The sequence below is a fragment of the Burkholderia sp. WP42 genome (genome assembly GCF_000745665.1).
GTDB classification, from domain to species: Bacteria; Pseudomonadota; Gammaproteobacteria; order Burkholderiales; family Burkholderiaceae; genus Burkholderia; species Burkholderia vietnamiensis.
In genome coordinates this window covers 150027-171842 of sequence record NZ_KN050723.1, presented here as the reverse complement: position 1 = coordinate 171842, position 21816 = coordinate 150027, and the positions used below count along the sequence as shown (strand labels likewise).

Genomic DNA, 21816 nt, shown 5'->3' with positions numbered 1-21816 from the left:
GAATTAGCTGGTGCGAAGGGCCGCGAGCAGCCCGTCCACCGTTTGAAACCGGACTTCGAGTTCGGCCAGCAGGATGCTTTGCATCTCGTCGCGGAACGTGTCGAGCCACGTACCCGGCACGACCGGCGTGACCGGCGCGGGGCTCGGCGCGTCGGGCGCGGCATCGGCATCGGCATCGGCCGCTGCTTGCGCGTCGGCGAGCGCCTGCCGCTCCGCGTCGCGCAGCCGCTCGAAGCGCGTGCCGAGCAACGCGGGCACGGCGCCCAGCAGGCTGCGCTCACGCGCGCCGAGCACGCGCTCCATGATCGCGTCGAGCGTCGCGAGCCGCGCCAGCGCGGACGAACGCGCGGCGAGCGCGACGCGCAGGCGCGCGCGCAACTGGCCGATCGCCGTCTCCATCTCCTGCTGCAGGGACAGACACTGCTGGCGGAAGTCCGCGAAATCGGCCGTGTCGGCGGGCGGCGGCGGCATCTCGCCGGCGCGCCGCCGCGTGCGCGGCCGAAGGGCGCCCGTGATCGCCTGCGCGAGGTCGTGGCGCACGCGCGCGCTGTCGCGCTCGGCGTCGTAGCCGCGCACGCCGGCCGCGACAGCGGGCGGGTTCGCATTCAGCGCGGACGACAGCGTGATCGCGTCGGTCCAGCCGAGCCATTGGCTCAGGCGGTCCGACAGCGTCTGCCGGGATTCCGCGACGTCGGCATCGGTCAGGCGCGCGAGCAGCCGGACGAGCGTCGGGCCGCTCAGCGCCGGGCGCGGAGGTGCTTGCACCATGCTGCAAACCGTCAAAAAAGGCAGCAGTTTACACGTCGTCGCGCGGTCGCCCGCCAGAATCGGGAAAGCGATGCGGCACCGCACCGCGTGCGGCCGGCGGGAACGCCCGCCGCACAAGGCTCGCGAGCCGATCGCGGGCGCGCCGGCCGGGACGGCGCCGCACCGCGCGGCGGCTGCGGGCCGCCGGCGAGCAAGCCGGCCGGGCTCGCAACGACGGTCGAACGGGTTCCATGAGCCTTACTCGTGCCGAACGCGATCGCTCGCAGCCGGACCATCGGCCGGCCGTGGTGACGGGGAGTCAGTGCATCGCAGACGCGCCAAGCGCGCGTCGCATCAGATCCCGGCCTTCGGCGCGTTCAGGATCAGCCGCAGCCCGAGCAGCGCGATCGCACCGGCCGCGATGCGGTCGACCCACTTCCTCGCCCGGAGATACAGCTCGCGCGGCCGGCGGGTGGAGAAGCACAGCGCGACGATCGTGTACCAGCCGAACTCGACCGCGAACACGAGCGGCGGCAGCGCCAGGTAGCACCACAGCGGCGGATGTTGCGGCAGCAGCGCCGCGAAGATGCTGCCGTACCAGATCGCAGTCTTCGGGTTGCTCAGCTGGGTCGTGAGGCCGGTCAGGAACGACTTGCGCGCGCTGCCCGCCGCGCCGCCCCGCGGATCGTCCATCGCGATCGGCCGGTCCGCGCCGCGCCAGATCTTCGACGCCATGTAGATCAGATACGCGCCGCCCGCCAGCTTGAGCGCGACATACAGCCACTCGACCGCCTGCAGCAGCGTATAGAGCCCGGCGAGCGCGACGCCGCCGAACGCGATGCCGCCCACGCCCATGCCGAGCGCGGTCGCGAGCCCGTCGCGGCGCGACAGCCCGATCGAATTGCGGGCGACCAGCACGAAGCTGGGGCCCGGAATCATCGCGCCGAGCCAGAGCGCAGCCAGAATGGCGAGTACGGCAGCCGATGCAGTCATCGAAGTCTCCTTTGCCTTGCGACGCCGCGACGCCGGCGCCTGCGCGTCCGTCCCGGACCGGGAAGCCACCGATTCTGGCACGCTTCGCGGGCCGCCGAAAGCGCGGCCGCACGTGCGGGGCGGCGCCAACCGGTCTACCATGGGCGCTCGCCGCCGTTCGCGCGCGCCGGCCCGGCATGCGGCTTGCGCGCTCCGTTCCCACGTTGAACCAGCGCAGGAGGACGTCATGACGCAACACTTCGACGCGATCGTCATCGGCACCGGGCAAGCCGGGCCGCCACTCGCCGCGCGCCTCGCGGGCGCCGGCATGAAAGTCGCGATCGTCGAGCGCGGCCGGTTCGGCGGCACCTGCGTGAACACCGGCTGCATTCCGACCAAGACGCTGATCGCCAGCGCCTACGCGGCGCACCTCGCGCGGCGCGCGCACGAATACGGCGTGTCGGCCGGCCCGGTCAGCGTCGACATGAAGGCCGTGAAGGCGCGCAAGGACGCGATCGCCGGCCGCTCGAACCACGGCGTCGAGCAATGGGTGCGCGGGCTCGACCATACGACCGTGTTGCAGGGTCATGCCCGCTTCGAGCAGGCCGACACGGTGCGCGTCGGCGACGCGTTGCTCCAGGCCGAGCGGATCTTCATCAACGTCGGCGGCCGCGCGCAGATTCCGCCGATACCGGGCCTCGACACGGTGCCGTACCTGACCAACTCGACGATGATGGACGTCGATTTCGTGCCCGAGCATCTGGTGATCGTCGGCGGCAGCTACATCGGGCTCGAGTTCGGTCAGATGTACCGCCGCTTCGGCGCGCGGGTCACCATCGTCGAGAAAGGGCCGCGCCTGATCCAGCGCGAGGACGACGACGTCTCGCAGGCCGTGCAGGAGATCCTCGCCGGCGAAGGCATCGACGTGCAGCTCGGCGCGAACTGCCTGCGCGCGCGGCGCGACGGCGAGCGCGTCGTGGTCGGCCTCGATTGCGACGGCGGCGGCCGCGAAGTGGCCGGCTCGCATCTGCTGCTGGCGGTGGGCCGCGTGCCGAACACCGACGATCTCGGCCTCGAACGGGCCGGCGTCGCGACGGACTCGCGCGGCTACATCGCCGTCGACGAGCAATTGCGCACCAACGTCCCGGGCATCTGGGCGCTCGGCGACTGCAACGGACGCGGCGCGTTCACGCACACCGCGTACAACGACTACGAGATCGTCGCGGCGAACCTGCTCGACGACGATCCGCGCAAAGTGTCCGACCGCATTCCAGCCTATGCGCTGTACATCGATCCGCCGCTCGGCCGCGTCGGGATGACGCTCGCGCAGGCGAGGCAGACCGGCCGCCGGCTGCTGGTCGGCACGCGGCCGATGACGCGCGTCGGCCGCGCGGTCGAAAAAGGTGAGAGCCTCGGCTTCATGAAGGTGATCGTCGATGCGGACGACCACGCGCTGCTGGGCGCGTCGATCCTCGGCGTGACCGGCGACGAAGTCGTGCACGGGCTGCTCGACGTGATGGCCGCGCGCGCGCCTTATACGACCATCAGCCGCGCGATGCATATCCATCCGACCGTGTCCGAACTCGTGCCGACGCTGCTGCAGGATCTGCATCCGGTGGAATGAGAGGCGCCGACGTCGGTGTCGCTTGAACGCGCGTTTTCGGCTCGACGGCTCGACGGCTTGGCCGCAGCCGGTCGGTGCAGGGAGTGCCTTACGGCGGGTGGTGGGTTCGGCGGTTCGGCACGGGCGTCTGACAGTCCGAACATCCGGGTGCCCGACTACCCGTGCGCCCGAATGTCCGGGGATCGAAGCGTCATCGCAGCGATGCAGCGATGCGCCGCGACACGCGCGCCGCATGCGCTGCTCGCGCGTGCGTCAGCTCGCGAAGTACTGCGGCCGGTCGATGTCGGCCAACAGCCCCGGCTGCGTCGGCGCCCAGCCGAGCGCCGCGCGCGTGCGCTCGCTGGTTGCGGGCGCATCCATTCCGACGAACATAGCGAACCAGCCGAAGTGCTCGCGCGCCTGCTCGGCCGAGATCGACGCAACGGGCAGATCGAGCCGCTGGCCGATCACGGTCGCGATCTCGCGAAACGGCACGCCCGTGTCGTCGACCGCGTGGTAGCGTGCGCCGCGCGCACCGCGCTCGACCGCGAGCCGGTACACGCGCGCCGCGTCCAGCCGATGCACGGCCGGCCAGCGGTTCTCGCCCTCGCCGACGTACGCGGACACCTGTCGCTCGCGTGCGAACGCGATCAGGCGCGGCACGAACGCGTGGTCGCCGTCGCCGTGCACCGACGGCGGCAAGCGCACGACCGACGCGTGCACGCCGCGCGCTTCGAGCGCGTGCGCCGTCGCTTCCGACGCACGCGGATAGGCCGCCGACACCGGCACGTGCGGATCGTCCTCCGTCGCCGCGCGGCCCGGTGCGACCAGCGCGAGCCCCGACGTGACGACGAGCGGCCGCGCCGACCCTTCCAGCACCGCGCCGATCGTCTCGATCGCGCGGCGGTCGAGTTCGCAGTTTTCAGCGAAGCGCGAGAAGTCGTGATTGAATCCCGTATGGATGACCGCGTCGGCGGACTCGGCGCCGCGCGTCAGGCTGTCGGCATCCTCGAGCGACCCGCGATGCACCTGCGCGCCGGCGGCCGCGATCGCTGCTGCGGCGGCGTCGGAACGCGCGAGGCCGAGCACCGCATGCCCGGCGGCCACGAGTTCGGCAACGACCGCGGAGCCGACGAAGCCCGACGCTCCTGTAACGAAGACACGCATGTTCAACACCTCCGGATGAAATGGAGGCTTACTATCTGCCGGCCGCCGCGCGCGGTGAAGACGTGACGGTTTACCGGTAAACGAACTAACAGGCTATGGCTGACGCCCCCGACAACCTGCTCGGCGCGTACCTTCGGGACCGCCGCGAGAAACTCGACCCCGCCGCGCTCGGGCTGCCGTCGACGCGGCGCCGCACGCCGGGCCTGCGGCGCGAGGAAGTCGCGCAGCGCGCGCATGTGAGCACCGCGTGGTACACGTGGCTCGAACAGGGGCGCGGCGGCGCGCCGTCGGCCGACGTGCTCGATCGGCTCGCCCGTGCCTTGCTGCTCGACGACGCCGAACGCGAGCATCTGTTCCTGCTCGGCGTCGGCCATCCGCCCGAAGTGCGTTATCACGCGAGCGGCGGCGTGACGCCGCGCCTGCAGCACGTGCTCGATGCGCTCGACGCGAGCCCCGCGATCGTGCGCACGGCGACCTGGGACGTGGTCGCATGGAACGCCGCGGCCGCCGCGACGCTGACCGACTATGCGACGCTGCCGCCGGCCGCGCGCAACATCCTGCGGCTGATCTTCGTCGATCCGCGCGTGCGCGACGCGCAACCGAACTGGGACCGCGTCGCGCGGTTCGCGGTGGGCGCGTTCCGCGCCGACATCGCGCGCGGCGGCGCGACCCAGGCCGTCCAGGCCTTCATCGACGAAATGCGCGCGACGAGCGCCGAATTCGACGCGCTGTGGCGCGACCACGATATCCGCTCGCACGACGAAGGAACGAAGGAGATCCGCCATCCGCACGCGGGGCGGATCACGCTCGAATACTCGGCGTTCGCCGTGATCGGCCGTGCGGACTTGAGCCTCGTGATCTTCACGCCGACGACGGCGGCCGATCGCGCAAGCATCCGTTCGCTCGTCGCTGCGCGCGAGCAGGCTCGTGCAGCGCAGGCGCCGGCCATGTAGCGGTGCGGCGTCGCCCATGCGCGCTGTCGTGCGGCGTGGACGCGCCATCGGATTCCCCACTGACAGGCAGTCGAATATTTAATTTTCAAGCGGCGCAGCGCAGCTTTACCCTTTCGGCATCGCATCGTGGGGCCGCAGGCCCCGTCCTGGAGCAATTCGATGACCGACCGCTGCACCGCGCAAGCCGCCTGCCGTCCGCACGCCGCTTCAATGTCGTATGGCGCGCTCGCGCTGCTGGTGCTGGCCGGCATCAACCTGCGTCCGTTCCTCACTGCATTCGGCCCCGTCCTCGACCTCGTGCGCAGCGACACCGGCCTCGGCTTTCGCGCGGCTGCGCTGCTGACTACCCTGCCGTTCGTGCTGATGGGCATCGTCGCCGGGGTCGGCGTGGGACTCGCGCGGCGCGTCGGCGAACGACGCGCGCTGACGGTCGCGCTGGTGCTGATCGCCGCCGGCTGCACCGCGCGGTTGTGGGCGGGCAGCGGCAGCGGGCTGGTGGTCACCGCGATCGTCGCGGGCGCAGGGGTCGCGGTGATCCAGGCGCTCACGCCGGGCCTCGCGAAGCGCTGGTTCGTCGATCGGCTGCCGCTCGCGATGGGCGTCTATTCGGCCGCGCTCGTCGGCGGCGGGGCGTTCGGCGCGATGACGAGCCCGTGGCTCGCCGCGCACGGCGGCTGGCGTCTGTCGCTGGCCGTCTGGGCCGTACCTGCGCTCGTCACGCTCGCGTTGTGGCGAACGCATGCGCCGCGTGACGCAGCGCACGGAGCGCATGCAGTGCATGCAGCGCACGCGGCCACGGTGCCGGCGTCGGTCGCCGCGTTCGCGCGGGTGCCGCGCGCATGGCAGCTGGCGCTGTTCTTCGGTCTCTGCAACAGCGGCTATGCGAGCGTCGTCGCGTGGCTGCCGGCGTTCTATCGCAGCGCTGGCATGAGCGCGCAGGCGAGCGGCAACCTGCTTGCATGGATGGCGCTGTTCCAGGCCGCCGGCGCACTGGCGATGCCGCTGCTCGCGAAACGGGCGCACGATCGGCGTGCGGTGCTGTGGGCGACGCTGGCGTTGCAGGCGGCCGGCTTCGCCGGGTTCGCGGCAATGCCCGCGCTTGCGCCATGGCTGTGGGTCGCCAGCGTCGGCATCGGGCTCGGCGGTTTCTTCTCGATGAGCCTGATCGTCACGCTCGACCATCTTCCCGACGCACGACTCGCCGGTGCGCTTGCCGCGTTCGTGCAGAGTGTCGGGTTCCTGATCGTGGCCGCGAGCCCGTGGCTGATCGGCTGGCTGCGCGACGCGGGCGGCGGCTTCGCGATCGCGTGGTGGGCGCATGCCGGCGTGGTCGCGGCGATGGCCGCGTTGAACGCCGCGTTCGCGCCCGCCGGTTATCGGCGCAGCATGGTGCGCATTACCGGCGCGGCGTGCTGAGCGGGCGAGTTTGACGATATGGCGCGTGGGCCGCTGCGGCGCGCATGGGTGGCGACGTGAACGTATCGACCACCACGCGGTTTGCGGCCTTGCGTCCCGTCACGCGTCGACCGACATCATTTGCTGAGACGGGACGAGCTTCGGCGGCGGGGCGCACTTGCAGATACAAAGATCATCGCTCAATGCAACAGGCCGCCCGTCCGGCCCCGTCATCGGCTGTCGCGGGCCGACACATTGAATCTTGCCGACGGTTTTGCACGCGGGACAGATCACGTCGTCGCCTTCATGAGCGATGTGTCTGCCGCCAAGCTCGAACGGCGTTGCCGTTGCGCGGACGGTTCCGGCCACGGTCGTGTGATCGCCGTCGAGGATCATGTATCGCGTCATTTGTCGTTGCCTCGTTCAGGTATTCAATGTCTTGCCGGTTTTCTCTTACAGCGGGAAACCGGTTTTCGGATCCAGATTGTAGGCCTTCGCCATCGCATCGACCGTCGCTTCCGACGGCTTCGGTGGCGAGGCGGCGGCGTCCTGCTCCTTCTGCCATTCGAATGTGCCGTCCCACCGGGGGAGCTTTGCGGGCGGAAGGGGCACGATTTTGTCGATGTCGGGGAGTTTGGGGTTGCGGCCGTCGTTCGAGCGCAGGAATTCCAGAATCGCGCGGTATCTCCGCGAGCCCTGGTCCGTAGCACACTGGCGCATCTGTCTGGCAATCTCCGGAGCCTTATCAAGCGGCGCCAGTAATTGCGCCACATACGCCTGCGCCTCCGGGTTTCCAAGATCGGCCGCCTTTCGGAAATACCGCAGTGCCGTCTCGGCATCCTGTCCCAGTCCATATCCGGTTTCGAGATAGTGACCGATGTCGTAGTAGCCCGATGGGATGCCTTGTTGGATCAGTCGCACGGCAAGCGCGACCGTTTCCTTCGGTGCATCGGGTGAACCGGCCAAACCGTCGGAAATCAGCGACTGGAGATTCTGATTGGCCTTGTAGTGCCCATGCGCAGCGGCGATCCGGTAATAGCGCGCCACCTCGTTGAAATCTTTCGTGCCGTCCTGCTTCTCCAAAAACCGCGCGTAGCGAAACAGGCCGTCCGCCTGTGGATCAAGCGGCGGCAGGTGATCCGCCTGATGCGTGCAGCTGAAAGCGAGATTCGTGCGCACGGCGCTCATGTCGGGCAAAGCGGTCCCCGGCATTTCCTTTTTCGAGCAGGCGCAGGCGACCAGGGCAAGCCCAATGATGATGGCGTATCGATTCATGAATCAGTCGGAACGGGCGATCGTGTTCGAAGCTCGCATGAAGGCCACGAGCGACGCGTATGGCTGTTGGGCCACCATTTTGTCGCATCTATTTCACACCTACCACCGCCGCCGCGAATGCGGCATCGCCAACACACCGCCTGGCGCATCTCAATCAAATCCATCCATCGTCGTTCCACGCCCACGTGCTGAATCCACTCACTGCCACGAAGCGATTCACCACCGTCCGATTCAGCGGAATCGCCTGCCGAGATTCGAACGACTTTCCAGCCCGCAGCACGATCGGCCATACCAACAACCCCGCCCCACCCTCAACCGAACGCAGGCGCCCCACCTGTCGCATCCATCCATATCCACGTCGCATACGGATAAAACCTCCGCGCCCCGCCCGCCGTTAACGCGTTCGTAACCCCGGCGCCCCGAGCTTCGACGCGGCGCCCGTCGTCGTTCGTGATCCGCCATCCACATCGCCCGTCGGCCGCCGTTCGACCGCCGGCAAGGGAACGTCATGCGCAAACTCAGCATCCGCGGCGGCCTCGTCGCGACCATCGCCGGCTACACCGTGCTGCTCCTGCTGGTGGTCGGCGCCTGCATCGCCGCGCTCTACGCGGGCAACCATTCGCTCGAGGCGATGTACCGTGACGACACCGCGTCGCTGCTGCATCTGAAAACCAGCTCCGAGCGGATGCTCGTGCTGCGCGAACGCGTGAGCGACGTCGCGCAGATCATCAGCGCCGGCCAGCCGGCCAACGCCGAAATCGCGCAGCTCCATACGCTGCTCCAGCAAAGCAACGACGAGCTCGACGCGTACACGCGACTGCACGCCCGCGACGCCGACGAGCAGGCGCTGTTCGACACGCTGCAATCACGTCGCCGCACGCTGCTCGATCAGGTGTTCCTCAAGGCGATGTCGCAGCTCGACCACGACAACGCCTTCGACTTCCTCGAAACGCACCGCACCGCGCCGCCCGGCCTGTTCACCGCCTATCAGCAGGCGATCGACGCGCTCGAATCGTTCCAGGTCACGCGCCAGAAGGCGCGCTACGACGCAGCCGGCGCGCGCTTTCACCGGATCGTCTGGGCGATGGCGAGCGTCGCCGCGTTCGCGCTGCTGGTCGGCTTCGTCGCGCAGCGCGTGCTCGCGAAGGCGATCATCGAGCCCATCCATCTGGCCGTCGATCAGTTCGACCGGATCTCCAAAGGCGATCTGACCGGCGCGGTCGCGATCCGCGGCGAAAACGAAATGGCCTATCTGCTGAAGGCGTTGAAGCGCATGCAGGCCGGCCTCGTCGACACCGTGACCCAGGTACGCACGAGCACGGAGACGATCGTCGGCGACGTGCGCACGATCGCGAGCGGCAACGTCGATCTGTCCGCGCGCACCGAACAGCAGGCCGTCTCGCTGCAACAAGCCGCCGCAAGCGTGGAGCAACTGACCGCGACGGTGCGCCAGAACGCGGACAACGCGCGCGATGCCCGCACCTACGCGCAGGGCGCGGCCGGCATCGCGGCGCGCGGCGGCGACGCGATGCGGCGCGTCGTCGAAACGATGTCGGCGATCTCCACCAGCTCCGCGCGGATCTCCGGCATCGTCGGCGTGATCGAAAGCATCGCGTTCCAGACCAACATCCTCGCGCTGAACGCCGCCGTCGAAGCCGCGCGGGCAGGCGAACAGGGCCGCGGCTTCGCGGTCGTCGCGACCGAGGTGCGCGGGCTCGCGCAGCGCTGCGCGTCGGCGGCGAAGGAAATCCGCGAACTGATCGGCAACTCCGCGCAGCGTGTCGAGGACGGCAGCGCGCTCGTCGCGCTCGCCGGTTCGGCGATGACCGAACTCGTCACCGCGGTCGAGCGCGTCAACGCGATCATGAGCGAGACCAGCACCGCGTTCGACGAGCAGACCGCCGGCATCGAGCAGGTGAACGCGGCCGTGATCCAGATGGAGCAGACGATGCAGCGCAACGCCGCGCTCGTCGAAGAAGCGGCGGCGGCCGCGCTGTCGCTCGACGATCAGGGCGCGCGGCTGAGCGATGCCGTCGCGCAGTTTCGTCTGCACGGCGCGGCGACGGCCTGATGGCACGCTGATGGCACGCTGATGGCGCGCGAGCGGTGAGCCGTGACCGACAGGCGACGCCCAACCGCGGAACCGGCCGCGCCACAGCGCCGCCGCGCACCGCCTCTAGCCGCCGTTCCCCGACAGCCCGTGCATCGGCCGCCGCAGCGCGGCATCGAACGGATTCGTGCGCGGGCCGATCGCGTCGGCCTGGCGCCTGAGCAGTTCGACGACCATCGGCATCCGGTCGTCGCCGAGCCGCGACGCCAGCGTGCCGACGCTCAGCGCGCCGACCGGATAGCCGGTGCGATCGAGGATGGGCACCGCGACGCCGGCCATGCCGTCGAGCACGCCGCTGTTGCGACCCGCGTAGCCGAGCTCGCGCACGCGCTCGATCTCGGTGCGCAGATACACCTCGTCGAGCACGCCGTAGCCGCGGATACGCGGCACGTTGAAGCGGATCACCTCCTCGCGCTCGGCTTCCGGCAGGAACGCGAGGATCGCGAGGCTGCCCTGCCCGACGCCGAGTGCGATGCGCCCGCCGATGTCGCCGGTAAACGACCGGATCGGAAACGGCCCTTCGCACAAGTCCAGACACACCGCGTCGAAGCCGCTCTTCACGAGCAGGAAGATCGTCTCGCCGAGGCTCGCGCACAGCCGCAGCAACGCGGGCCGGCACAGCGTGCGCATGCTGCTCGGATTGCCGGCCAGCGCGGCGAGCGCGAAGAAGTCGACGCTCAACCGATACAGCTTCGATTGTTCGTCCTGCTCGACCATGCGCTCGGCGATCAGCGACTGCAGGATGCGATGCGCGGTGCCTTGCGTGAGGCCGACGGCCTTCGCGAGGTGCGTGACGCGCACGCCGTCCTGCTGCATGCCCGCCAGCGCGCGCAGGATCGCGAACGCACGCTGCAGCATGCCGACGCCCGCTGCGCCGCTGGCGTCGTCCGGCTGCCGCACGGGCGCTTCCGCCGACGTTCCGCGCGAATCGGGTTCCTGCATACCGGCGCTCCTCGATGATTTCATTGAATGGAATAGGGTGAGCCGCCATTGTGGTCCCGCCGAAAAACCGCGGGCATCCGGGTGTGCACGGGATTGACGTGCGTTTTTCGCGGCACGGCCGCCCTTCATCCAACGGAACGAATCGCACCCGCTTCGTCGATTCATTCCGTTCACCGGAATTTTTCCGAAATTCCTCTCGTTGAGCAGAATTCGAAATTGACGCGCCGAAATATGGCTGGCTAGAGTCCGCGTCAATGACGCACCGGCGCTCCGGTGTGCGAACCGGAGCCTCCCATGTCGTTTCTCACGCTTACGGATCTGACGAAAACGTACGGCGAGCTCACCGCCGTCGCGGACGTCAACCTGTCGGTCGAGCAAGGCGAGTTCGTGTCGCTGCTCGGGCCGTCGGGCTGCGGCAAAACCACGACGCTGCAGATGATCGCCGGTTTCGTCGACGTGACGCGCGGGCGCATCGCGCTCGACGGGCAGGACATCACGCACATGAAGCCGAATCGCCGCGGCCTCGGCATCGTGTTCCAGAGCTATGCGCTGTTTCCGCACATGAGCGTCGAGCAGAACGTGGGCTTCGGCCTCGACATGCGCGGCGTCGACAAGGCCGAGCGCGCGGAGCGCATCCGCGCGGCGCTGTCGCTGGTGCGACTCGATGCGCTCGCGCAGCGTTTTCCGCGCGAGCTGTCCGGCGGGCAGCGGCAGCGCGTCGCGATCGCGCGCGCGGTGGTGATCGAGCCGCCGGTGCTGCTGCTCGACGAGCCGATGTCGAACCTCGACGCGAAGCTGCGCGAGGACATGCAGTTCGAACTGCGCGCGATCCAGCGCAAGATCGGCACGACGACGATCATGGTCACGCACGATCAGTCCGAGGCGCTGTCGATCAGCGACCGCGTGGTCGTGATGGAAGCCGGCCGCATCACGCAGACCGACACGCCGTACCGCGCGTACGAACGCCCGGAGAACCGCTTCGTGTCGCAGTTCATCGGCAAGGCGAACCTGTTGCCCGGCACGGTCGTCGCGCACGACGGCGATGCGATTCGCATCGACCTCGGCCACGATCTCGCCGAGACGGGCCGCACCGCGCATCTGCCGATGCACGAGCGCGACGTGCGCGTCGGCGACGCCGTGTCGGTATGCATCCGCCCCGAGAAGCTGCGGCTGTGCGCGCCGGGCGCGGGCCGCTTCGCCGCGACCGTCACGAGCCGCTTCTTCCTCGGCAGCCAGTGGCTGTACCGCGTGGACAGCGCACTCGGCGAAGTGCTCGTGTGCTGCCAGAACGAAGGCGCGGAGCCGCTCGAGGAAGGCGCGCCGGTCGGCGTCGACTGGCACAGCGACGCGGTGCGCGTGATGCGCGGGGAGGCCTGAATGGCACGGCCTGCCCGACCGCTGCCGGCCGATCCCGCGCAACGCGGCACGAGCACGAGCACCAATACGAGCACCGCTACGCCGCCGGCACGCGCGGCCGCCCCGCGTCCGCCGCGCGCGACGTGGCGCGCCCATGCGCCGCTGTGGCTGATGTGTGCGCCGGCGTTCGCGCTGTTCGCGGCGCTCGTGCTCGCGCCGCTCGCGATGACCTTCGCGCTCACGTTCTACCGCTTCGATCCGGCCACCGGCCCGAGCGCCGCGTTCCAGTTCGGTCACTACGCGGAGGTGCTCGGCTCGTCGTACTTCCACGCGATCTTCGCGCGCACCTTCGGCATCGCCGCGCTGACCACCGCGATCTGCGTCGCGATCGGCACGCCGGAAGCGTACGTGCTGTCGAAGATGCGCGACCCGTGGCGTTCGCTGTTCCTGCTCGTCATCCTCGCGCCGCTGCTCGTCTCGGTGGTCGTGCGCGCATTCGGCTGGAGCATGCTGCTCAACACGGGCGGCCTCGCGAACCAGGCGCTCGCGCTCGTCGGGCTCGGGCCGTACAAGCTCGAGTACACGACGTTCGCGATCGTGATCGCGCTCGTCCACGTGATGCTGCCGTTCATGGTGATTCCCGTGTGGACGGCCCTGCAACGGCTCGATCCGCAAACCGAGCACGCGGCGCTGTCGCTCGGCGCATCGCCGTTCACGACGCTGCGGCGCATCGTGGTGCCGCAGCTGATGCCCGGCGTGCTGTCGGGCAGCCTGATGGTGTTCGGGCTGTCGGCGAGCGCGTTCGCGATTCCCGGCCTGCTCGGCGGACGCCGGCTGAAGGTTGCGGCCACCGCCGTCTACGACGAATTCCTCGGCTCGCTGAACTGGCCGCTCGGCGCGACCATCGCCGTGCTGCTGCTGGTCGCGAATCTCGTCGTGATGCTCACCTACTACCGCGTGCTCGAACGCCGCTACGCGCGCAGCCTCGGAGGCGCTTCCCGATGAGAAACAACGGCCCTGTCGCGCTGGCGTTCCACACGCTCGTGATCCTGTTCGTGCTCGCGCCGCTCGCGATCGTCGTGCTGGTCGCGTTCACGCCCGACGAAACGCTGACGCTGCCGACGCACGGACTGTCGCTGCGCTGGTTCCGCGCGATCCTCGACTATCCGGACTTCATCACGGCGTTCGCCAACAGCGTGAAGCTCGCGTTCGCGTCGGCGACGCTGTCGCTCGCGCTCGGCCTGCCGGCCGGCCTCGCGATCGGGCGCGCGACGTTCCCCGGCCGCGCGTTCGTGAACGGCCTGCTGCTGTCGCCGCTGGTGATTCCTGGCCTCGTGCTCGGCATCGCGCTGCTGCGCCTGTTCGCGCTGATCGGCGCAACCGGCTCGTTCGCGTGGCTCGTGCTCGCGCACACGATCGTCATCACGCCGTTCGTGATGCGGCTCGTGCTCGCGTCGGTCGCGGGGCTCGACCGCAGCATCGAACAGGCCGCGTGCTCGCTCGGCGCCGACCCGTGGACGATCTTCCGCCGCATCACGCTGCCGATGATCGTGCCGGGCATCACCGGCGGCTGGCTGCTCGCTTTCATCAACAGCTTCGACGAGCTGACGATGTCGATCTTCGTCACGTCGCCGCAGACGGTCACGCTGCCGGTGCGCATGTACATGTACGCGACCGAATCGATCGACCCGATGATGGCGTCGGTGTCGGCGCTCGTCATTTTCATCACCGCCGGCGCGATGCTGCTGCTCGATCGCGTGTACGGCCTGAACCGCATCCTGATCGGCCAACATTGATGACGACTTCCGCTTCCCGCTCCACCGATATCGCCGACGACGGCGCGCAGTTCGTGCGCGTCGCCGAACACGGACGCACGGCGGTCAGGTTCACGCTCGACGGCCGCGCCGCGCAGGCGCTCGCCGGCGATACCGTGCTCACCGCCATCCTCGTCGCGCAGCGTCGCGTGCGCGTGAGCGAATTCAGCGGCCAGCCGCGTGCCGGCTTCTGCCTGATCGGCGCGTGCCAGGACTGCTGGGTGCGCACCGAGGCCGGCGCACGGCTGCGCGCGTGCTCCACGCCGATCGCCGAAGGCATGCGCCTCGTGACGACGGCCGCGCAGCCGGCCGCGACCGGAGCCGCGTCGTGACGGCCGCGCTGCAGCCGGTGATCGTCGGCGCGGGGCCGGCGGGCGTGCGCGCGGCCGAGGCGCTGGTCGACGCGGGGCTGCGCCCCGTCGTGATCGACGAGAACGCACGCTGGGGCGGGCAGATCTATCGGCAGCCGCCGGCCGGGCACGCGTTCACGCGCGGCAAGCGCACGCTGTACGGCTTCGACGCCGCGAAGGCCGACGCCGTGCACCGCACCATGGCCGCGCTGCTGCCGCACGTCGACTACCGGCCGAACACGCTCGCGTGGGCGTGCGGCACGGGCCGTATCGACACGCTGCAGGACGGCCGCGAAACGACCGTGCCGTTTTCGCGCCTGATCGTTGCGAGCGGCGCGACCGACCGCATGCTGCCAGTGCCCGGATGGACGCTCGCGGGCGTCTACACGCTCGGCGGCGCGCAGGTCGCGCTGAAGGCGCAGGGCTGCGCGATCGGCCGCCGCGTCGTGTTCGCCGGCACCGGGCCGTTGCTGTATCTGGTCGCCTATCAATATGCGAAAGCCGGCGCGCAGGTCACGGCCGTGCTCGATACGAGCCCGCTGCGTCAGCAGACGGCGGCAGCCGCCGCGCTGTTGCGGATGCCGACGACCTTCGCGAAGGGGCTGTATTACATCGGCTGGCTGCGCGCGCACGGCGTTGCGGTGGAAACCGGCGTGACGCTCGAGCGCGTGCTCGGCGACCAGCACGTGCGCGGGCTCGCGTGGCGTGCGGCCGACGGCGACGCGCACATGCTCGACTGCGATGCGCTCGGCCTCGGCTTCGGGCTTCGCCCCGAAACGCAGCTCGCCGATCTCGCCGGATGCCGGTTCCGCTTCGATCCGCTGAGCGGCGCGTGGCTGCCGGAGCGCGACGCGGCCGGCCGCACGTCGATGCGCGGCGTCTACGTCGCCGGCGACGGCGCGGGCATCGCGGGCGCCGACGCGGCCGAAGCATCGGGCCGGCGCGCGGCGCTCGCACTGCTCGACGATGCCGGCTTCGCGTCGGGCTCGCCCTCCGGCAAGCCCGGCGCGGCCGCGCTCGAGCGCACGCTGGCGCGGCTCGGTGCGTTCCGCGCGGGCCTCGAGGCGGCGTTCGCGCCGCCGCCCGAGCTCGCCGCACGCTGCCCCGACGACACGATCGTGTGCCGCTGCGAGGAGATCGATGCGGGCACGCTGCGCCGCTGTGTTCGCGACGGCGCAGCAACCGAACTGAACCGGCTGAAGGCGCTGACGCGTGCCGGGATGGGCCGCTGCCAGGGCCGCATGTGCGCGGACGCGGCCGCGCGCGTGCTCGCCGCCGAAACCGGCCGCCCGCTGGCGGAGGTCGGACGGTTGCGCGCGCAACCGCCGGTGAAGCCGTTTCCGATCGCGGCCGCACTCGCAAGCGACGACGTCGCGACGATTCCCGACGAGGCGCGCGATGAATGAGCGCAGCCGTTACGATGTCGCGATCGTCGGCGGCGGGCTGGTGGGCGCGTCGGCGGCGCTCGCGCTGACGCGGCGCGGGCTGCGCGTCGCGCTGTTCGAGCGCCGCGATTGCGGCGCGCAGGCGAGCGGCGTCAACTACGGCGGCGTGCGCTGCCAGGGCCGCCCGGCCGAACAGCTGCCGCTCGCGCTGCGCGCGCGGCGCATCTGGGATCGGCTGCCCGAGCTGATCGGCAGCGACGGCGAGTTCGTCGTGTCCGGCCACTTGCGGCTCGCGCGCAGCGACGCCGATCTCGACGCGCTCGATGCATACGCGACGCTCGCCGGCGAGCACGGCCTGCCGCTGCAAGTGATGCGCGGCGCGGCGTTCCGCCGCCGCTACCCGTGGCTCGGCAGCGCGGCGCTCGGCGGCTCGCTGTGCGCGACCGACGGGCACGCGAACCCGCGCATCGTGTCGCCCGCGTTTGCGCGCGCGGCGCGCGCGGCCGGCGCCGACGTGTTCGAACACGCGCCCGTCGACGACGTGCGACACGACGGCACGCAGTTTCACATCCATGCGGGCGCGCGCACATGCGTCGCGACGTGGCTGATCAACTCGGCCGGCGCGTGGGCGAACACGATCGCCGAACGCTTCGGCGAGGCGGTGCCGATGGAGCCGATCTACCCGAACATGTGGGTGACCGAGCCGCTGCCGCCGTTCATCACGCACAACCTGGGCGTGTACGGCGGCGGCGTATACGCGCGGCAGGTCGCGCGCGGCAACTGCGTGATCGGCGGCGGACGCGGCCGCGGCGACGGCGAGTTCGGCCAGCCGTCGGTCGACACGACGCGCGCGGTGATGCGCGACGCGTGCGCGCTGCTGCCCGCGCTGCGCGACGCGCTGCTGATCCGCACGTGGAGCGGCGTCGAAGGCTGCACGCCGGACCACAACCCCGTCATCGGCGCGAGCCGTACGACACCGAAGCTGCTGCATGCGTTCGGCTTTTCCGGCGGGGGCTTCCTGCTCGCGCCGGGCGTCGGCGAAGTGCTCGCCGACCTCGTCACGGCCGGCGAAACCGCCACGCCGCTCAGTGCATTCTCGATCGGCCGCTTCTTCCGCGAAGCCGCGCCGAGCGCCCCTATCCGTCAACAGGAGACCCAACGATGAAACTGCCCGCAACGATCGCGGCGGCGGCCGCCCTCTGCATCGCGTGCGCCGTCGCGCCCGCGTCCGCGCAAACCAGGACGATCTACGTCGGCATGAACGGCGGCCCGATGGAGAAGGCCTATACGAGCCAGGTGCTGCCCGAGTTCGAGAAGGCGAACAACGTGAAGGTCGTCGTCGTGCCCGGCACGTCGTCGGACGTGCTCGCGAAGCTGCTTGCGAATCGCAACAAGCCGCAGATCCACGTCGCGTTCCTCGACGACGGCGTGATGGCGCGCGCGGTGAGCCTGGGGGTGTGCCAGAAGCTCGACGATTCGCCGGTGCTCAAGGAGCTGTATCCGTTCGCGCGGATGAAGGACGACGTCGGCGCGGGCGTGCAGCTCGGCATGACGGGCATCGCGTACAACCGGAAACTGTTCGCGGAAAAGGGCTGGGCGCCGCCGACGTCGTGGCTCGATTTCGCCGATCCGAAATACAAGGGCAAGGTCGTGTTCCAGTCCGCATCGAGCAGCACCTTCGGGCTGCACGGATTCCTCGCGATCAACCGGCTGCTCGGCGGCAGCGAGCAGAACGTCGAGCCGGGCTTCAGCAAGTGGGCGAGCACGGTCGGGCCGAACGTCGTCGAGTACATTCCGAACTCGGCGAAGATCTCCGAGATGGTGCAGACCGGCGAAGCCGGCCTGTTCCCGCTGACCCCGACCGGTGTCGGCGATCTCCAGGACAAGGGCATTCCGGTCGCCTATGCGAACCCGAAGGAAGGGCCGGTGCTGCTGCTGGTCGACCTGTGCGTGGTGGCGAACAACCCGGACCCGCAACTCGCGCAGAAGCTCGCGCAGTTCCTGCTGTCGGCCCCCGCGCAGACGAAGGCGGCCGAGGCCGGCAGGCAGATCCCGACCAACCGGCTCGCGAAGATGCCCGCCGCGATGCAGCAGAGCCTCGGCAACGTCGACGATCTGCTGCACAAGGTGACGGTGGTCGACTGGACCGCGATCAACGCGCATCGCACGCAGTGGGATACGCGCTGGAATCGGCAGATCGAGCGGTGAGTGTCGAGGGTTGGGGGTGCGCCATCGCCGGCGCCGCGGCCATCCTCCGCGGACGCGGTGCGCGCCGGCCGCGCGCCGGCGATCAGCGGCGCGGCAACGCCCGCTGCGCCGCCGCCAGCCCAGCCCCCGCGAACAGCGTCAGCGCCGAATAGACGAGCCCGCGCGCGAGCCCCGCGCTGTCCGACACCCAGCCGATCGCGACCGGCCCCGCGATCTGTCCGAACGCGAAGACCGTCGTGAACGCGCTGATGCCCTTCGCCCAGCCTTGCGGCGGCAGGTTGTGACGCACGAACGCGGTCGTCGACGCGACCGCCGACAGAAACGTCGCGCCGAACAACACGCCCGACGCGAACGCCGCTGCCGGATGAACGAACAGCGCGGGCATCAGCGTCGCCACGCCGAGCAACGCATTGAGCACCGCGAGCGCCTGGCCGCCGCGCATCCGGTCGAGCAGCGTCGACCATAGCCGTGCCGACACGACGGTCGCCACGCCGAGCATCACGTAGAACGCGGCCACCACCGTCCCGCTCATCCCGGCGCCGCGCAGCAGCGCGACGATGAACGTCATGTAGCCGATGTAGCCGACGCCGAACAGCCCGTAGCCCGCGAGCGCGAACGCGAAGCGCGCGGGGCCGGCGATCGCGGCCGGCGCGGCGGCGTCGCGCCGCACGGCCGCTGCCGCGTGCGCGTGCTCGATGCGGCGCGCGGCCGACACGGCCGCCGCCGAGAACAGCACGCACGCGACTGCGAGCGCGAACCAGGCCGGTTGCCAGCCGTGCGCGCGATGCACGAGCGTCGCGGGCACCAGCAGCGACGACGCGACGATCCCCCAGCCGGTGCCGCCGTAGTACAGGCCGAGCAGCAGCCCCGCGTCGCGTGGCGACGCGGACGCGAGCCGCGCGGCCAGCACGCCGCCGCTGATGAAGATCAGCGCGCTGCCGATGCCCGTCGCGACGCGCGCGGCGAGCAGCGCGTCGGTGCCCGACACCAGCCCGCAAGCGGCCATCAGCGATACGGTGAGCACGCAGCCGGCGGTGAGCAGCGTGCCCGCGCGCCAGCGCCGCGACAGCAACGGGAAGACGAGCGCGCCGAGCAGATAGCCGGCCGCGTTGGCCGTATTGAGCGCGCCGGCCTCGGCGAACGACCAGCCGAGATCGGCCTTCATCGGCGGCAGCAGCAGTGCATACGAAAAGCGCGCGAGCCCCAGCGCGATCGCGCTGCCGAGCGACAGCCGGACCGCGAGCCGCCAAGCGGCCATCCGGTCGGCTTCGGCCGTGCCGGCGCCCGCCCGTGCGCGGGCGGCATGCTGCGGTGGCGGCGCTGCGCGCATCGCGGTGTCTCCATGATGGTTCGAATCGTCCAGCCTGACCGGCCGTGCGCGCGGCCGTGGCCGCGCGTGAGGAAGCCGTCAGATGGTGCCAGAAAACCGGCCGCGCCGCGCGTGCCCGGTGCGGCATCGGCAACCGCCGGCGCGCGAGCGCGGCCGGTCGTGCGTGCGCATGTTGCGCATGACCGAATGCAAAAAAAGAAGCCGCCATACGCCGATTGAAATTATAAAAAATACAATTCCCCGCTGAATTGCTCCCATCGCCGATATTCCAAAAAAAATCGCCGCGCGCGTTTGAATCGATTCGGCTTCATCCGGCCCCGGATCACGCCGACAGGCGCGAATTCCGCGTGTTTATCAACGAACGACTAAAAACGCAGCAATGCATTGCATTCGATAAATCCTCAGACTAATATCGACGCCACTCGCCCGGCATTCAGGAAATACCGGGTGGGCGGCGGTAATACCCTTACCGTGCTTTCATGTTGAATCGCTGTTCACCACAGGAGAATTGACATGCAGGAAACCCAGCAGATCGAATTGCTTGACTGGATGCAGGAAGACACGCACCCCGAGGCCGTCGACATGATGGTCGAGGATGCGGTGGTGCCGTTCGGCACCGCGCTCTGGCCGGTCTGAGCGGCCCGTCCGTTCCCGCGGAAGGGCTGCGGCCCTTCCGCCGCTTCCGGAGACACGCATGCTGAACCTGCATCGCGCGCTGGGTTTTCATCCGGCGCTGCGCGACAAGCTCGCACGCGGCGAGACGGGCAAACTGCTGGTCGGCTACGACACCCGCAATCGCGACACCGCGTTGCGCGCGTTTTCCGCCCTGCCCGCCTCGCTCGACGCGACCACTCTCAGCCTCGAAAACACCGCACCCGACGACATCGCCGCCGCGCTCACGCAGGCCGATCTGTTCGTGCTGCTGTACGACTCCTCATGCCTGCCCACGCCGTCGCCGAGCGGCCCGCCGTTTCTTGCGGCGATCCGTCCCGCGATCGTCGAGCACTGGAACAAGTCGGTGCTGTTCAAGGATTACGGCCCGCATCTCGACGAGGCGTTCGCCGAATCGCTCGACGACATCGCCGCGCGCAACGCGCGGCTGATCGAAGCGGCCGCGCACGCATCGCAGATCCATTTCATCGACGAGGCCGGCAACCGGCTCAGCGGTTCGCTCGCCGCGGCCCAGAAATGGACGAGCGTCGACGGCATGGGCAACCTCGACGTCGTGCCCGGCGAGATCGCGACGCACGTCACCGACCTCAACGGCTCGATCGTGTTCAGCGGCACCTTCCTCGGCACCGTGCCGTTCGCGATCAAATACCGCGTGGCCGAGCGGCTCGCGACGCTGCACGTGCGCGACAGCCTGATCGACGGTTTCGACAGCGACGATGCGGGCTTCCGGCGCGACTTCGCCGCCTATCTCGAGCGCCACGACAATCACCGGCGCATCGAGGAGTTCGGGATCGGCACGAACCTCGGCATCCGCGCGCTGTACGGCCGCAACGCCGGCTTCGAGGAACGCCACCCGGGCCTGCATCTCGGTCTGGGCGGCGGCGCGAACGGCAGTCATCATCTCGACCTGATCTTCGCGCGCGGCACGCTCGCGTTCGACGAGCGGATCGTGTTCGACGGCGCGTTCGCCGTCTGAGCGCGCGTCAGGCTTCGGCGGCGGCTGCGTCGCCGAGCCACTTGAACATCACGAAGCAGTCGACGAAGCCGAGCCGCGCATGCCGATACGCGCGCGGCAGGCGCCCGACGATCTCGAAGCCGAGCTTCTGCCACAACGCGACGGCCACGTCGTTCGTCGCGACCACCGAATTGAACTGCATCGCGAGAAAGCCGCGCTGGCGCGCCACCTGCTGCGAGTGCTCGCACATCGCGCGCGCGAGCCCGCGGCCCCGCGCGGCCTCGCTGACCATGTAGCCGCAGTTGCACACGTGGCTGCCGGGGCCGGCCGCGTTCGCCTTCAGGAAGTACGAGCCGAGCAGCTCGCCGTCCTGTTCGGCCACCCAGGTGCAGAGCGGCGCATCGAGCCACAGCGTGCGCGCGGCTTCGAGCGTCGGCGCGGGATCGAGCGCGTAGGTTTCCTGCGCGGCGACGACCGCGCGGTAGGTGGGCCAGAAACGCGCGAAGTCGTCTTCGGTCATCGGGCGAAGCGTGATCATTGGGGTCCTTGCGGTTGAAGGATGGGAGCGGAGTGGCGCGCGCA

The 21816-nt window shown here is 69.8% G+C and carries 20 protein-coding genes and 1 pseudogene; 13 read left to right on the top strand and 8 right to left on the bottom strand.

Annotation, left to right across the window (positions count from 1 at the left end):
• Positions 1-3: 3 nt before the first annotated feature.
• Together EX20_RS23380 and EX20_RS23375 are read right to left on the bottom strand one after the other, a co-directional pair.
• Positions 4-768 (bottom strand): DUF3348 domain-containing protein, encoded by a 765-nt coding sequence (locus EX20_RS23380; RefSeq protein WP_011881421.1) that lies wholly within the window; start codon positions 766-768, stop codon positions 4-6.
• Positions 769-1101: 333 nt separating this feature from the next.
• Positions 1102-1740, bottom strand: coding sequence for a LysE family translocator (locus EX20_RS23375; RefSeq protein ID WP_014724505.1), 639 nt, complete (start codon positions 1738-1740; stop codon positions 1102-1104).
• A gap of 226 nt (positions 1741-1966) precedes the next feature.
• On the opposite strand from EX20_RS23375, the gene EX20_RS23370 reads away from it, so the two are divergent.
• A complete protein-coding gene (locus EX20_RS23370; protein ID WP_011881419.1) occupies positions 1967-3343 on the top strand; it encodes an FAD-containing oxidoreductase in 1377 nt (458 codons plus the stop codon).
• A gap of 252 nt (positions 3344-3595) precedes the next feature.
• Here the strand turns inward: EX20_RS23370 and EX20_RS23365 are convergent, their stop codons facing one another.
• A complete protein-coding gene (locus EX20_RS23365; protein ID WP_034194915.1) occupies positions 3596-4489 on the bottom strand; it encodes an SDR family oxidoreductase in 894 nt (297 codons plus the stop codon).
• A gap of 95 nt (positions 4490-4584) precedes the next feature.
• Here EX20_RS23365 and EX20_RS23360 point away from each other — a divergent pair, with 95 nt between their 5' ends.
• Complete coding sequence (locus tag EX20_RS23360; RefSeq protein WP_011881417.1) at positions 4585-5442, top strand: helix-turn-helix transcriptional regulator; 858 nt, start codon at positions 4585-4587, stop codon at positions 5440-5442.
• Between the two features lie 159 nt (positions 5443-5601).
• Positions 5602-6858, top strand: coding sequence for a cyanate transporter (locus EX20_RS23355; RefSeq protein ID WP_034194914.1), 1257 nt, complete (start codon positions 5602-5604; stop codon positions 6856-6858).
• Positions 6859-6957: 99 nt separating this feature from the next.
• Here the strand turns inward: EX20_RS23355 and EX20_RS23350 are convergent, their stop codons facing one another.
• Together EX20_RS23350 and EX20_RS23345 are read right to left on the bottom strand one after the other, a co-directional pair.
• A complete protein-coding gene (locus EX20_RS23350) occupies positions 6958-7245 on the bottom strand; it encodes a PAAR domain-containing protein (protein WP_014724501.1) in 288 nt (95 codons plus the stop codon).
• Positions 7246-7293: 48 nt separating this feature from the next.
• A pseudogene (locus EX20_RS23345) lies at positions 7294-8112 on the bottom strand (DUF6396 domain-containing protein); the annotation flags it as partial.
• A 508-nt stretch (positions 8113-8620) separates the two neighbouring features.
• On the opposite strand from EX20_RS23345, the gene EX20_RS23340 reads away from it, so the two are divergent.
• A complete protein-coding gene (locus EX20_RS23340) occupies positions 8621-10183 on the top strand; it encodes a methyl-accepting chemotaxis protein (RefSeq protein WP_034194913.1) in 1563 nt (520 codons plus the stop codon).
• 105 nt (positions 10184-10288) lie between these two features.
• Here the strand turns inward: EX20_RS23340 and EX20_RS23335 are convergent, their stop codons facing one another.
• The gene (locus tag EX20_RS23335) at positions 10289-11164 is read right to left on the bottom strand and encodes an IclR family transcriptional regulator (protein WP_011881412.1); all 876 of its coding nucleotides are present in this window, start codon (positions 11162-11164) and stop codon (positions 10289-10291) included.
• A gap of 294 nt (positions 11165-11458) precedes the next feature.
• Between EX20_RS23335 and EX20_RS23330 the strand changes: the two genes are divergently transcribed.
• Genes EX20_RS23330 through EX20_RS23300 form a run of 7 tightly spaced genes read left to right on the top strand, consistent with a single transcriptional unit; the run spans position 11459 to position 18277 of the window.
• Positions 11459-12541 (top strand): ABC transporter ATP-binding protein, encoded by a 1083-nt coding sequence (locus tag EX20_RS23330; RefSeq protein ID WP_034194912.1) that lies wholly within the window; start codon positions 11459-11461, stop codon positions 12539-12541.
• Entirely contained in the window at positions 12542-13525 is a 984-nt protein-coding gene (locus tag EX20_RS23325; protein ID WP_034194911.1) for an ABC transporter permease, read from the top strand.
• Positions 13522-14316 (top strand): ABC transporter permease, encoded by a 795-nt coding sequence (locus EX20_RS23320; RefSeq protein WP_011881409.1) that lies wholly within the window; start codon positions 13522-13524, stop codon positions 14314-14316. Before EX20_RS23325 ends, EX20_RS23320 begins: the two co-directional genes overlap by 4 nt.
• Complete coding sequence (locus EX20_RS23315) at positions 14316-14666, top strand: (2Fe-2S)-binding protein (protein ID WP_034194910.1); 351 nt, start codon at positions 14316-14318, stop codon at positions 14664-14666. Before EX20_RS23320 ends, EX20_RS23315 begins: the two co-directional genes overlap by 1 nt.
• Entirely contained in the window at positions 14663-16090 is a 1428-nt protein-coding gene (locus EX20_RS23310; protein WP_034194909.1) for an FAD-dependent oxidoreductase, read from the top strand. The genes EX20_RS23315 and EX20_RS23310 overlap by 4 nt, the downstream gene beginning before the upstream one ends.
• Positions 16083-17234 (top strand): NAD(P)/FAD-dependent oxidoreductase, encoded by a 1152-nt coding sequence (locus tag EX20_RS23305; RefSeq protein WP_011881406.1) that lies wholly within the window; start codon positions 16083-16085, stop codon positions 17232-17234. Before EX20_RS23310 ends, EX20_RS23305 begins: the two co-directional genes overlap by 8 nt.
• Complete coding sequence (locus EX20_RS23300; protein ID WP_011881405.1) at positions 17231-18277, top strand: ABC transporter substrate-binding protein; 1047 nt, start codon at positions 17231-17233, stop codon at positions 18275-18277. Before EX20_RS23305 ends, EX20_RS23300 begins: the two co-directional genes overlap by 4 nt.
• Positions 18278-18359: 82 nt before the next feature.
• Here EX20_RS23300 and EX20_RS23295 read toward each other — a convergent pair whose 3' ends face one another.
• Positions 18360-19607, bottom strand: coding sequence for a YbfB/YjiJ family MFS transporter (locus EX20_RS23295; RefSeq protein WP_034194908.1), 1248 nt, complete (start codon positions 19605-19607; stop codon positions 18360-18362).
• Between the two features lie 513 nt (positions 19608-20120).
• On the opposite strand from EX20_RS23295, the gene EX20_RS33200 reads away from it, so the two are divergent.
• Positions 20121-20243 (top strand): hypothetical protein, encoded by a 123-nt coding sequence (locus tag EX20_RS33200; protein ID WP_006479692.1) that lies wholly within the window; start codon positions 20121-20123, stop codon positions 20241-20243.
• 58 nt (positions 20244-20301) lie between these two features.
• Positions 20302-21255, top strand: a complete 954-nt coding sequence (locus tag EX20_RS23285; RefSeq protein WP_034194907.1) for a hypothetical protein — start codon at positions 20302-20304, stop codon at positions 21253-21255.
• A 7-nt stretch (positions 21256-21262) separates the two neighbouring features.
• On the opposite strand, the gene EX20_RS23280 is transcribed toward EX20_RS23285, so the two are convergent.
• Positions 21263-21772 (bottom strand): GNAT family N-acetyltransferase, encoded by a 510-nt coding sequence (locus EX20_RS23280; RefSeq protein ID WP_034194906.1) that lies wholly within the window; start codon positions 21770-21772, stop codon positions 21263-21265.
• Positions 21773-21816: the final 44 nt, after the last annotated feature.

Bases quoted from the DNA above. Each gene is read 5' to 3' on its own strand.
- EX20_RS23280 (WP_034194906.1), bottom strand. From the start codon at position 21,772: ATGATCACGCTTCGCCCGATGACCGAAGACGACTTCGCGCGTTTCTGG.
- EX20_RS23295 (WP_034194908.1), bottom strand. From the start codon at position 19,607: ATGCGCGCAGCGCCGCCACCGCAGCATGCCGCCCGCGCACGGGCGGGC.
- EX20_RS33200 (WP_006479692.1), top strand. From the start codon at position 20,121: ATGCAGGAAACCCAGCAGATCGAATTGCTTGACTGGATGCAGGAAGAC.
- EX20_RS23370 (WP_011881419.1), top strand. From the start codon at position 1,967: ATGACGCAACACTTCGACGCGATCGTCATCGGCACCGGGCAAGCCGGG.
- EX20_RS23380 (WP_011881421.1), bottom strand. From the start codon at position 768: ATGGTGCAAGCACCTCCGCGCCCGGCGCTGAGCGGCCCGACGCTCGTC.
- EX20_RS23365 (WP_034194915.1), bottom strand. From the start codon at position 4,489: ATGCGTGTCTTCGTTACAGGAGCGTCGGGCTTCGTCGGCTCCGCGGTC.
- EX20_RS23320 (WP_011881409.1), top strand. From the start codon at position 13,522: ATGAGAAACAACGGCCCTGTCGCGCTGGCGTTCCACACGCTCGTGATC.
- EX20_RS23335 (WP_011881412.1), bottom strand. From the start codon at position 11,164: ATGCAGGAACCCGATTCGCGCGGAACGTCGGCGGAAGCGCCCGTGCGG.
- EX20_RS23375 (WP_014724505.1), bottom strand. From the start codon at position 1,740: ATGACTGCATCGGCTGCCGTACTCGCCATTCTGGCTGCGCTCTGGCTC.
- EX20_RS23305 (WP_011881406.1), top strand. From the start codon at position 16,083: ATGAATGAGCGCAGCCGTTACGATGTCGCGATCGTCGGCGGCGGGCTG.
- EX20_RS23315 (WP_034194910.1), top strand. From the start codon at position 14,316: ATGACGACTTCCGCTTCCCGCTCCACCGATATCGCCGACGACGGCGCG.
- EX20_RS23340 (WP_034194913.1), top strand. From the start codon at position 8,621: ATGCGCAAACTCAGCATCCGCGGCGGCCTCGTCGCGACCATCGCCGGC.
- EX20_RS23350 (WP_014724501.1), bottom strand. From the start codon at position 7,245: ATGACGCGATACATGATCCTCGACGGCGATCACACGACCGTGGCCGGA.
- EX20_RS23300 (WP_011881405.1), top strand. From the start codon at position 17,231: ATGAAACTGCCCGCAACGATCGCGGCGGCGGCCGCCCTCTGCATCGCG.
- EX20_RS23360 (WP_011881417.1), top strand. From the start codon at position 4,585: ATGGCTGACGCCCCCGACAACCTGCTCGGCGCGTACCTTCGGGACCGC.
- EX20_RS23330 (WP_034194912.1), top strand. From the start codon at position 11,459: ATGTCGTTTCTCACGCTTACGGATCTGACGAAAACGTACGGCGAGCTC.
- EX20_RS23325 (WP_034194911.1), top strand. From the start codon at position 12,542: ATGGCACGGCCTGCCCGACCGCTGCCGGCCGATCCCGCGCAACGCGGC.
- EX20_RS23285 (WP_034194907.1), top strand. From the start codon at position 20,302: ATGCTGAACCTGCATCGCGCGCTGGGTTTTCATCCGGCGCTGCGCGAC.
- EX20_RS23355 (WP_034194914.1), top strand. From the start codon at position 5,602: ATGACCGACCGCTGCACCGCGCAAGCCGCCTGCCGTCCGCACGCCGCT.